Raw genomic sequence first — 12,385 nt, 5'->3', positions numbered from 1 at the left:
GGTTACACTTGATCCTCCATCTGATAATGAAATTACATTTCCTGTGATACTTAACCTTTGTATTTCATTGGTTGAATCTGCATCTGCATCATTCACATTATCGGTTAAGGTGATACTATTTCCTCGAACTATACTTAGCGTATTCCCTGTTAGATTTAAGGTTTGGTTATCTGTTCCTGTCCCATCTCTTAAACTAGATAGATCAACGGTTTCATTGTTCCCGTTTTCTATGCCAATGGTTAAGGTTGTTCCATTGAGGCCACTCCCACTAATATTCTGATCATCTGTTCCCGATCCATCTCTTAAACTGGATAGATCAACGGTTTCATTGTTCCCATTTTCTATACCAATGGTTAAGGTTGTTCCATTGAGGCCACTCCCACTGATATTTTGGTCATCCGTTCCCGTTCCATCTCTTAAACTGGATAAATCAACAGTCTCATTATTCCCGTTTTCTATACCGATGGTTAAGGTCGTGCCATCGAGGCCACTTCCGCTTATATTTTGGTCATCGGTTCCTGCCCCATCTTTTAAACTCGATAAATCAATTGTTTCGCTAGTTCCATTTTCTATACCTATGGTTAAAGCTGTGCCATTAAGGTTACTTCCACTTATGTTTTGGTCATCGGTTCCTGTTACCAATCCAGATATAATACGCTCCCAATTCGTTCCATTAAAATAATAAAAGCCAGGTGTGACATCTGCTACTGTAGCGGTATTATAAACCAATAAACTAGTGGCAGGTGAAGGAATTGTTGCGACATCCGCTGTTCCCGTTAATAAAACTCGAGGAATCAAGACCCCTTTATCGGAAGAACTAACATCTAATAAGGCTGAGGCATCAGGAACAACACCTGTTGCGTTAATCCCTATGTTTTGAGCTGTAGCTAAACCTCCCATCCCCAACAACAACACTCCAACCCAAAGAGTTTTTGCATTATTTTTTTTATTTATCATACTCCGTAATTTAATCACTATAACATTCGCTTAATCTAAGCAAACAGCTATAACGATGTTGGTACACTATTCCTATAATTCTGGCAAAATTAAATCGAAGCACAACAACTTATTACGTTATGTCAAACATAACAAGAAAGAACGATGCTTGTTGAGCTTTTTCGTTGAAACAAAAATCAAGCAAGGTGAACTACAGTATGGAACATTTAATTACTGATAGCTAAGTTTTTTTTTATCACTTACGTCCAAATCGCCCTCTCAAAACCCCTATCAAAACACTCAATGTCAATATTTTACATTATATTTAATTAACTTAACACCTACTTCAAATTGAAAACTAAAATGAAAAAAATACACTTGATCTTCCCCTTAATACTACTTTTTTCTTTCCAAAATCAACAAGATTTAAATGAAATTCCAATAAAAGACCTAAAAGCTGATTTAGATTTTTTAGATCATTTTATTGAGAAAAACTCATCCTACTCTGGACTTAACGGTTTTAACTACAAAGAGGAGTTTAATTTTTTTTTAAAGAGCAATAAACCAAAAACCAAAGAAGAGTTTGGAATATTTTTAACAAAAGTAATTGGAAAAATTGGAGATAGGCATGCCAACATTAGAGGCTTTAAACTCTCCAATGATTTATTTTTCCCAATAGCATTTGCCCCTCTCCAGAAAAAAATTATCGTATTGAACTATGATAATAAAAAGGAACAATACAAGCTATTTAACCAGTCATTTCCTGTATTAAAAACTGTTGACAATATTTTGATTGATGATTTATTAAAAAAACTGATACCCGAAGAATTATCGGCTCCCAAAGAAGCTTACTTTACAAGAGCTACCAGAGCATTAAGGGACATTGATAAAATATATTCCTTTTTAGGAAAACAGCTCCCACAACAAATCAAAGTTACTTTGTCAAATTTTGAAAATTCTAAAGACACTACCATTTTATTACGCCCCGTAAAAAAAACAGAAAGAATAAACAAATGGGATGAAGAATTCTACCGAGACTTTTTCCACCTTGATAAAGAGCATTTCAACCAAGAAAAAATCATTCAACAATTATTTAACCTCAAGGACAGTATAGCCTATTTTAGAATACCTAAAATGGTAGGTAAAAACACAGCTCCAAAATTATTTATGTTCTTCAACGAATTTATGAACAACATCCAAAAAGAAAGTAAGGCATTAATTATAGATGTAAGAAGCAATGGAGGAGGTGTTAGAGATTTAATTTATGAAATAGCAGGCTACGTTATCCATCCTGACTCTGTTTATATTGTTAATGCTGTAAGACAAAGGGGCAAAACACCGCTTCATCAAGACCTAAAAGAAAATTTACATAGTAGGTTTTTATTCTCCATAGACGAATTAGAACCTAGAGAAAAAATAGCTGTAAAAAAATTTAACATTGGGTTTAGGCCAATGTTTGACTTAGATGATAAAAAATTTAGCCAATTCCATTATGCTCTTTTTAATGGGAAAAAGTTATCTAAAAATAAATTTTATTATAATAAGCCAGTGTACATTTTAGCAAATGAAAGAAGTTTTAGTGCTGCATCTGTTTTAGTTGCTTTATTCAAAGGACTCCCTAACATTAAAATAGTTGGAATAAACACAGACGGTTCAAGCGGAAATAGTGTAAGGTTTGAACTGCCTCACACCAAACTTAGAGGAAAAATAAGTACAATGGTTTCTTTTCAAAAAAACGGACAATTATTTGATGGCTATGGAACCCAACCTGATATACGAATTGATCGAGATTTAAACCAAATTCTATGGAAATCGGATTATCAACTTCAAAAACTCATTGAAATGATTAAGAGCTAATACTAAGTTTATTTCTAAATTTTAAAATTTTTATGATAATATCTACAAATATCTTGGTGTTACTTCTTCTATTTTTTTGGTGAGTGAGGGACTATATCTCAAATACACTTCATGCGACCCTTGGTTATTTTTGAATGTTCTATTGGCAAAGGACCAATCAAAAGAATACCCTAGTTTTACTTTATTCGTTATTTGGATTCCTAACAATGCAATATAGGCATCTGTTAATCGATAAGCTAATCCTATTTCATACTTGTTTTTAACTTTTAATATATTGGTCAATTCTAATTGTATTGGGGCTGCTTGAGTATACTTTACGATAAGAGAAGGAATATACTGCATTTTCATCTTTAACTTCTCATTCATCCCTGCTGTTAGATAGAAATGCTGTTTTAAACTATACAATATAGCACTACTACTAGGGCTATATTGATGTTTAATTAAATACGGTACTGAAAAACCGATAAAGGCTTTTTGACATTTATAATATGCTCCTACGCCAAAATTAGGAGAAAAAATAGCTATTGATGTATTCAATAACAGGGGATCTTCACTTTCTATTGTTTTTAATTGATTGAAACTTCCTGCCATAAAATCTCCTCCCCCTCTTATTCCCATTGCTATGTAACTCGACTTCGAAAGTTTTATTTGATAGGCAAAGTTCAAATGAATGGATGTATTTGATAACGGACCAATCTTATCTTTTAATAATGCTAATCCTACCCCCATGTTTCGATATAAAATAGGAGTATGTATATTTAGCGCCTGAGTAGTAGGAGCTCCTTTAAAACCAATCCATTGATTCCGATTAACGAGACTAAACACTGTCTTTTCTTTACTTCCTGCATAAGCTGGATTGACGGTTAATAAGCTCGCATTATAATTAGAGAACAGGGGGATTTGTTGAGCTATAATAGCTCCCATCCATAAAAACACTGCTAATAGTATCCCCACTTGCTTCATACTCTCTAATATTGGATAAAAACCGTTCCTTTTTGGGTTTCTTCAGTTTCGTTGTTAAGTGTTAGGTTTATCACATAAAAATAAAGTCCAGCTGGCAACAACTGCCCATCTTGATTCGTTCCTTCCCACAAACCGTCGTAATCTTCAGTATAAAAAATCAAACTACCCCATCTATTATAAATAGCAATATTGTGTTGTTTATAGTGTTGCAACCCTAAAATCTGAAATGTCTCATTAATTGCATCTCCATTGGGAGTAAAAGCTTCTGGAATGATTAACCCATCAACACACAGCTCGGGGAAAAAAGAGGAAGAATCCGCCAATAACCAAATGGAATTAAAAGTAGCGGGATTTACAGATATTTGATTCACTGCATTATTGCTTTCATTAGTTACACCTCCAACATTTTCCCACTTTTGAATAATTGGGTTATAAGACATTGCTGTTAAATTTTCCTCCACAATTGAATTCTCTCCTCCTAATTCACTGTCTTCATAAGCTAAACTCAATTTAACCTGGGGCTTTTCATTATAGTTAGTAGCTTCAATATTCCAAAACCGATCCACAACAGCCAATGAATGATCTTCTTCTTTACAATTAATGAGGGGAGTTACTCCTAGCGGTAACGGCTGGTTCTCTTCGTCTGTTTGATAGGTTGCAATCTTTAACCCATCTCCTCCAGTTCCAGCTTTCTCTATTAAAATTTCTAATGGAATTTTAATCCAATTTGTTGTTGCAAAAGGAACTACATATCTTCCTGTATCTTCTCCTACTTTCCAATTGATGATCCCATTTTGGCTTTCAGAAATAATATTTCCTCCTGTACCAGATGATCTCAGCGCATTTGAACTGGAATTCTCAAGAACAACTTCTCCTTCATTAACAACCAGATAAACATCGTTATTCAAAATCAGATTTTGTTGAGCATAAAGCTTTCCTATACTCCAAGTAATCAATACTATGATGACGATGTAATGTCTCATATCCTACTAAAAAATATTTAATTTGGATTTCAGCTCTTGAATATAGGTCCTTCCAATAGGATAATATACACCTTTTATATGGCACCCTGAATCTGTTATTTCTTGAATTTCACTAATATTTACAATATGTTTCCGATGTATTCTAACTAAGAAATCTGTAATTATTTTTTGAAAATTAATCAGTGTTCCATAGACATGTAGACGTTCGTCATTTCTTAATAATATCTTTAAATAATCACCGTTAGCTGTAATGCTAATAATATCTTTACAATCTATTCTTCTCAGTTGCCTATTTACCCTAACAAAAATGATATCATTCATTGTAGAAACCTCTTGAGAACGTTCTATTTTCTGATCTTTAAACCGATTTATAGCCTGATAAAATCGTTCAATTAAAATAGGCTTATGTAAAAAATCCAAGACATTATAACCAAATGCCTTGAGGGCATAAGTTTGTTCTGAGGAAACGATAATTACACTGCCCTTAAACCGAACGGCATCTAAAAAAGAAAAGCCTGTCATTTCAGGCATTTCTACATCCAGAAATAGAAGATCTACCTCTTTCTCATTCAAAAATGAAATGGCCTCAACTCCGTCATAAAAACTCCCAATTACCTCTACGTCATCTAATCGTTCTATATAGTTTTTAATCACTTTGTGTGTCACTTCATCGTCATCTATTATAACTGTCTTTATCATTTAATAATTTTTTTTTCAAATTCATTTGAAGTGCTTTAGAAAAAATGTACACCCTCTATTCTTCTTTTGTTATATTCTCTTCTATTTCTGTCATCACAGTCCCCATCTCTCTCTCAAATATAACCAATTTCTCCTTTGCTATTTCTTTATTCTTCTTTTTTAAGTCCCCTAATATTTCGTCTAATATTTTCATTTGCTTTTCCAAAGCAAAATACCCCATTGTTGATTTCAACACATGGCTTTTTCTCCTAAAACTTTGTACATCACCATCATTTACAAAACGATTTAAACACTGTAAAACATTAGGAAAGTCATTATAAAAGCTTTCAGCTAACATCTTAAACAACGCGCTATCATGTCCTATTATCCTTTCTATTTTTGCTCGATCAATTATTTTATTTTCTTCGCATTTTTTTTCTTTTCCATCGAGCACCTTTTGAATCGCTTTTAGTAACGATTGAGGGAGGAAAGGTTTTTGTATATATCCCTGAAATAAATGAGCTGTTAACCCGTCTTTTACCTGATTATATTCACATGCTGTTATTACAATAATGGGCACCTTATAACCTTTTTCTTTCATTTGTTGAGCTACATCAACACCTGTACCATCAGGCAACTCCATATCTGTTAAAACAATGTCAAAATTTTCTTGTTTTATTTGCTGCATTGCTGCTTCAATATTGGTGCAAAGTTTCAGTTGAATCTTATGTTCCTTTAGTAGGCGACTTAAATACAACTGATTAAACAAATCATCTTCTACAACTAAAACCGATAGATGTGCTAAACAGTCCTTAGACTTTGACTGTATTTGTTCTTGAGGTAACTTTTCTTCATTTGTCTTAATGTAAGGGAGTGAAAAGGTTATTGTTGTACCTTCTCCATATTTTGAATCAGCCTGAATCTGCCCTCCTTGTTCTTCTATAATTGATTTACAAATAAACATTCCTAAACCTGTCCCTTCACTTTTTACATGATGCCCATCTTCAAATTGTGTATATTGTTTAAACAACTGAGGTAAATGCTCTTCTTTTATTCCTACCCCATTATCTTGGATTGAAAACATTAATGAGCCTTTTATTTCTTCTACTTTTAAGACTATTTTTCCCTTTATTGTAAATTTGATTGCGTTACTCATTAAGTTTAACAAAACTTGTTTTAACCTCAAAGGATCGCCAGTATAACAATCGTGTTTTAAAAGGTAGTTTACTTGGAGTATATTTTCTTTATTCCTCGCTTGATAGTTCAACATCGACACGGTGTCTTCTATCGTTTTTAAAACTGAAAAAGGCTGGTTATCAAATGTAATCAACCCTGCTTCTTGTTTCCCTAAAAACAAACCGTTATTCACTAAATTCAAAAGACTATGCGCTGAATTTTTAAGCATTGTTGTTAGGTCTTTTTGTTGTTCATTCAGACCTAGTTCATTGGATAAGAGCTGTGATGCTCCAACAATTGCATTAACAGGATTTCTAATTTCATGATTGATTGTACTCAATGTTATCTCCTTAGCCTTTTGAGATTTTATAGCATTATCTCGAGCCAACAATAGAGAATTTTCTATTTCTTTTCTTTCGTTAATACTTTGTGCTACCAAAATATACAACTCTAAATATTGATTAGCTTTTTCTAGCTTGGTGATCGTTAATAAAAAATATTCTGCTTGACCTTGCTTTGAAATGACCATACGTTCGCAAGTATAGGTCTCTTCTTCTAGTGATTTTTCAAACATTTTTTTTTCAAGATCAAAAAACTGAGGAATAGACAGCTCTCTCGATATAGTAAAACTTTTTTCAAAAGCATGATTGTGGTAAATACAATTCCCTCTTTCATTAAAAACAACTAAAGGGTTTGAAGTATCGTCAATTGCTCTTTTTAACACAGATAATTCCTGATTCTTTTTGACTATTACTTGTTGGTCTGCTTCTATTTTTGCTGTTTTTTCCTTTACTAGACGGGACAACTCTTTATTTCTAGCTTGAATTGCTCTGTTTCTAATTGTAAAAACAAATACAATCAGCACAATGAAGAGCCCCCCCACTATAAGTCTATTTATAGGCTTTTTCCAAAAAGGAACATCTATATTGAATGTCTTAAGAATTCGTTCTGATTGAATCGCTTCATGTCCTTGAACTGCTGCATAAATTTCTAGACTAAAGGATTGACTCACTCCGGCAAGCACTATGGTTTTAGATTCACTTAAAGACGTCCAATCTCCATCATTAATTCGATATGAATAAACCATTTTTTTATCGATATCTAGTAATATTGGAGATAACTCCAATTGAATGTCATACTTCCCAAATTTTAATTGATACGCTTTATTGGTATTGGGCTGTTTTTTCCCATTTATTTTAGTAGAAATAACTTCTACTTTTGGTCGACATTTTTTTTCTTGTAAAGCCACCTTAAACAACTGTTTATCATGACTAACAAACAAACTGTCTCCACAGACAAATAGCGCTTCATAACCTTGATCATAGGGGATATTCATTTTCCTTATTGACTTCAAATCCCAATAATAAATACCTTGTGTAAAAACAATAACACAATTCCCTTGATAAGCATAAACACCTTCATAAACTTGATTTTCATAATCTAATGTGAATAAGCATTCTTTTGCTCCAATTTTAAATCCTCCTCCTTGTAAGGTAAAAGCATATAAATTGTCTTTAACCCTAATTATTTTTTTCCAATCATATACTTCTGTATTTTCTATTATTTTTACCTCCCCTTTTTCTATTAGTGAGATCCCCGAAGCCGTTGCCACCCATAAACTATTATCATGCACTATTAAATCGTTAATTTTAGGATGAGCTATTCCATCAGAAAGGCCATATTTTTTTATGATCGAATCATTCAAAATATAAAATACTCCTCTATTCAAGGTTCCCACGACTAAAGTATCCCCATACCTTGTTGCTGTTGTAATATCATGTATCGGAATTGATAAATTAAAACTTTTCCAATCATATATTCCTTTATTTCCGACAATAACAGTATCGTATTCATGCGTATACACCCCTATTACAGCGTCACTAAGAGGTTGAGGAGTTAGCGACACTAACTGCTCTTCTCCTAATAAGGAGAGTTGGCCATTGTTGGCATATAGACAATTACGCTGAAATTGAATGATGTTTCCTCCATTATAGGCGGTATCTATTACCCTTATTCCTTCATCCTGTATATGAATCAAGCCGCTTCCTTTAGTCCCTATCCAATAAGATGCTTCTCTATCGGTAAACCAAACCCTCACTTCTTTATCAATTAAATCTAAGTAAGTTAATAATTCAGCTTTTTTTGTAAGCGGCAACTTATAGTTATTGGGGTTATGCTTTACTACATTAACATATTCTACGCTTACCTTACTTGGGTACTCAAATGTTGTTAAACTATCATTCAAAAGGTGTTTGGAGACTTCATTATTGGCATATAAAACGTATATACTTGTATCGCTAACAACCAATTGCTTGATGTAATCATCTCTTAAGCCACTATTTTGGGTGGTGTAATTCCTAAAATATTCACCATTAAAGACAGAAATGCCTTCATCTGTTGCTACCCACAATTTTCCTCTAGGGCCTATTGAAATATCATAGATAAACTCAGAAGCTAAACCATCTATACGCGTATACTGTTTCTTCTTATAGACTGTTTGTCCTATAAGCAAGTTGGAAACCAACATCAAATACAATATACTAAGTACTCTTCTCATTTATGGTTGATGATTATTTTATTACTCTTCACAGGTCTATTTCCTATAGGGATAGTATAAAAAGGCATCGATTCATCATATTGATTCAATAGATAAAATGTCACATCATTATGCCAGTTCCCTTTATTTTTAAACATAATTTCACCTGTTTTATTCCGCTCATTTTGAGAAATATAAATGGTATTTTCGGCCCATTCTCCATCTCCCGAAGTTGATAATAACAATCCCTTTTTTTCTATTGTGTATAATCGAATACTTCCATCTCCATCATAATCAAAATTATATTGCTTAATCGCTTTAGTATAATTATCTATAAAAGGAAATACATAACACTCTTCTTCTTTTCCTGTTGCCATTCTAAATGAATATTCATAGGTAAAAGAATTTCCTCCAGTAATCGCTATATTTTGATCTCTTAAAGCGCTAACATATAACCGATATAAATTCCCATCATTTCCTCTTAGTCCTTTACAGATCAACTTAAAAATTCGTTGCTTCCCTCCTGATGGGGTAATAAACACTCCTCCATCTTTAGGATTAAATGGTCCCATTGAAACCCAAGTTGTATCAGCATTAGGGCCAAATATCTCTTCATCCAACAGCACTCCTTTATTATACCCCGCTATAGGGTTATGATGTTTAGCTGCCTCATTTAAAACGGAATCTCCTCCATAAATTTTATATTCAAAAACACTATTATAATCACCATTTTTAACATCTATAGAACTATTTGCTCCAGGACTATATATCCTTAAATAAAACTTCTCTCTATAGCTCATAGGAACTGTAATAAAGAAGATCTGAACGTGATCATCGTCTCCATAAGCTTGATGTGCATCTTCACTATAAGTAACAATGTAATCGATATTACTATCTTCTGTAGGAATTCGTTGAGCAAAAAGGTAGATACTCCCTATTAAAAACAATATTGTTAAACGTAATTTACTCATTTTTCTCTATAATTAATTCAACTCTTCTATTCTTACCTTGCGCCAAAATTTCTTCGTTAGCTCCTATTTTTTGCTCACCAAAAGCATGTATTGCCACTCTACTATTTTCGATCGCATTATTTATTAAATACGCTTTAACGGCATTTACCCGTCTCTTTGATAAGTTTAAATTATATAGCTCTCCACCTACAGCATCTGTATAGCCCTCTATTCTTAATTGGTAAGTAGGGTATAATTTAAGGTAATCTATGATCACATCCAATTTCTTTTTTTCAATATTGGTTAAACGAAAAGAATTGGGCTTAAAAAAAACAGTATCCAGGTTGTATAAAAGAATTGAAACCTCATCCTCAAATTCGTGCTCTTGTTTTCCATCATGTTGAATTCTATCGAACGAAAGGGTGTCTTTTGTATGCCGATGAACTACAGCCATTTTATAATTATGTTCTTTATTAAGTTGAATTTTTTCTATTTTTTTTGCCAAGGGTAGTCTATTTTCTTTCCGATTATTTTCATTTAAAATAGTTAATTGATAATCTTGGTAATTTACCTCAGTATTAGCAAGTGTATAGATTGAAACATAATATTCGTCTCCAGCAAACTGAAAAGCACCTTTATTACTGTTATTGGCAACGGTATCTTTGATGTTTATGTAAGAGGTGGATTGAGTTTTACAACATTCTAAGCCACTAGTATCGTGATAAAACACTCGACAACTCACTTGGTATACACCTGGCGCTTGATACACATGATGAGCTGCTTTTTTATTTGATGTGAAACCATCTCCAAAATTCCATTCTTGTGCAAAAACGGACGCTTTATGAGTTGAATCAATTAAAAATTTAATGGACTCCCCTACTTGCCCTTCTATCTTGATATTTATTCCAGGAGCAGGTTTTAAATTTTCTTCAATTGTTACGGTAAAAAACTCTTGAAACATTAGTAATTCAGTATCCAATGTATCATAAACTAACAGTTCACAATTATATGTTCCTTTTTCGCTGTAGCAATAATCTATTTTTTGTCCTAACAACGTATCTCCATTACCAACGATCCACTTTGTAGTTAAATACTTATCTTCACTATATTCGTGAGATAAACTAATACAAGATGTGTTTTCACATTGATTGATACAGTGGTTAATCTTAGCGGTTGTATCAAACTTAAAACGATAAATAGCATCGGCATAATCTTTCCTGTTGGATGAAAAATAACCTGTATAATTATCGCTAAAGCAAATACTAAAGTCATCAAATGGTGAATTTATTTTTCGACCTAAATTTGTTGGTTGCTTTGTCGCTATTTCAGCAATGTTAATTTCGTAAAGGTCCATACCTCCTATTCCAGGCAAGCCATCTGAAGTAAAATATAAAAAGTTTCCATGTATATACGGGAACATTTCATTTCCTGATGTATTGATATTATCATTCAATTTTTGAGGTTTACTCCAATTTCCATACAAGTAATCCGAATAATAAATATCACTATTACTGTTATTTGCTTTTAAGGCAAAATAGAGCCGATTATTTTGAGGATCAAAGGCTGGGTGAGTGATAGATACAGAATCAACACAAAAAGGTAAAATACTACGCCTATTTCTATAATAGCAATCAATTTTCAAATGTCGTTTTCCATTTTGTCCATTTTTGTAGTAGTTTGATAAAAAAAGTAAGGAATCATTATACCAAATAGGCCCACATATTTCAGGCTCCTTTTCTACTGCCAGCATGGGTGGCTTTTTACTTATTTTATAACTTAAATTATTTTGACTGTAGTATTTCCTAAAAAGCTTTGTCGGTTGCTTAGGATAAAAATAAATCAATTCAGAAGCATAAGCATAAGGAAATGTTGCTCCTTTTTTTAAGTTTCGAACTTGTTCACCAACAATGTAGCCTTTCGAATGTTCTTGCGTCATCAGCCCCATCGAATTTTGATAATTTTTCAATATTGCTGAATCGGGATACTGTTTTAATAGGCGACTAACCGTTGCTGTAAAGCCTAGGGTGTCTTTTGTAAATTGATATGATTTTAGTAATACGATTCCTTGGCTATAATTTACAGTATCTTTCTTTCCTATCAACTCAATGACTTTTTTATACTGATGGCAGAGATATAAGGATTCAAGGTAATTGGTTAAATCAGTATCTTTCAAACCTTTCTTCTGATAAACCTTTTGATAAACACTATTTGCCTTTTTGTAGTTATATTGTGTATATAAAAAATTGGCATAATCAATCCTGCTGTATTGTCCCAAAGCAAAACAACTCATAAACACTCCTATTATA

General features: G+C 32.8%; 8 protein-coding genes. 1 reads left to right on the top strand and 7 read right to left on the bottom strand.

Annotation, left to right across the window (positions count from 1 at the left end; all coding sequences use genetic code 11):
- Nucleotides 1-957 (bottom strand): hypothetical protein (locus N4A35_08190; GenBank protein MCT4581379.1); only part of this gene is annotated, 957 nt, incomplete at its 3' end.
- Nucleotides 958-1,299: 342 nt separating this feature from the next.
- Between N4A35_08190 and N4A35_08185 the strand changes: the two genes are divergently transcribed.
- Nucleotides 1,300-2,793, top strand: a complete 1,494-nt coding sequence (locus tag N4A35_08185) for a S41 family peptidase (protein MCT4581378.1) — start codon at nt 1,300-1,302, stop codon at nt 2,791-2,793.
- A 42-nt stretch (nt 2,794-2,835) separates the two neighbouring features.
- Here the strand turns inward: N4A35_08185 and N4A35_08180 are convergent, their stop codons facing one another.
- The 6 genes from N4A35_08180 to N4A35_08155 are packed head-to-tail and all read right to left on the bottom strand — an operon-like array spanning nt 2,836 to nt 12,369.
- Nucleotides 2,836-3,756, bottom strand: coding sequence for a type IX secretion system membrane protein PorP/SprF (locus tag N4A35_08180; GenBank protein MCT4581377.1), 921 nt, complete (start codon nt 3,754-3,756; stop codon nt 2,836-2,838).
- Nucleotides 3,757-3,761: 5 nt separating this feature from the next.
- A complete protein-coding gene (locus N4A35_08175; GenBank protein ID MCT4581376.1) occupies nt 3,762-4,739 on the bottom strand; it encodes a gliding motility-associated C-terminal domain-containing protein in 978 nt (325 codons plus the stop codon).
- 6 nt (nt 4,740-4,745) lie between these two features.
- Nucleotides 4,746-5,438: a LytTR family DNA-binding domain-containing protein gene (locus N4A35_08170; protein MCT4581375.1), complete on the bottom strand. Its 693-nt coding sequence runs from the start codon at nt 5,436-5,438 to the stop codon at nt 4,746-4,748.
- 55 nt (nt 5,439-5,493) lie between these two features.
- Nucleotides 5,494-9,150: an ATP-binding protein gene (locus N4A35_08165; GenBank protein ID MCT4581374.1), complete on the bottom strand. Its 3,657-nt coding sequence runs from the start codon at nt 9,148-9,150 to the stop codon at nt 5,494-5,496.
- Nucleotides 9,147-10,100, bottom strand: coding sequence for a hypothetical protein (locus N4A35_08160; protein ID MCT4581373.1), 954 nt, complete (start codon nt 10,098-10,100; stop codon nt 9,147-9,149). The genes N4A35_08165 and N4A35_08160 overlap by 4 nt, the downstream gene beginning before the upstream one ends.
- Complete coding sequence (locus tag N4A35_08155) at nt 10,093-12,369, bottom strand: OmpA family protein (protein ID MCT4581372.1); 2,277 nt, start codon at nt 12,367-12,369, stop codon at nt 10,093-10,095. Before N4A35_08155 ends, N4A35_08160 begins: the two co-directional genes overlap by 8 nt.
- Nucleotides 12,370-12,385 lie beyond the last annotated feature (16 nt).

It is taken from the genome of Flavobacteriales bacterium (assembly GCA_025210295.1).
GTDB lineage: Bacteria > Bacteroidota > Bacteroidia > Flavobacteriales_D > Parvicellaceae > S010-51.
Note: the sequence above shows the minus strand (reverse complement) of the source record. Positions and strands in the feature narration are given on the sequence as shown.

Bases quoted from the DNA above. Each gene is read 5' to 3' on its own strand.
- N4A35_08185 (MCT4581378.1), top strand. From the start codon at position 1,300: ATGAAAAAAATACACTTGATCTTCCCCTTAATACTACTTTTTTCTTTC.
- N4A35_08180 (MCT4581377.1), bottom strand. From the start codon at position 3,756: ATGAAGCAAGTGGGGATACTATTAGCAGTGTTTTTATGGATGGGAGCT.
- N4A35_08175 (MCT4581376.1), bottom strand. From the start codon at position 4,739: ATGAGACATTACATCGTCATCATAGTATTGATTACTTGGAGTATAGGA.
- N4A35_08170 (MCT4581375.1), bottom strand. From the start codon at position 5,438: ATGATAAAGACAGTTATAATAGATGACGATGAAGTGACACACAAAGTG.
- N4A35_08165 (MCT4581374.1), bottom strand. From the start codon at position 9,150: ATGAGAAGAGTACTTAGTATATTGTATTTGATGTTGGTTTCCAACTTG.
- N4A35_08160 (MCT4581373.1), bottom strand. From the start codon at position 10,100: ATGAGTAAATTACGTTTAACAATATTGTTTTTAATAGGGAGTATCTAC.
- N4A35_08155 (MCT4581372.1), bottom strand. From the start codon at position 12,369: ATGAGTTGTTTTGCTTTGGGACAATACAGCAGGATTGATTATGCCAAT.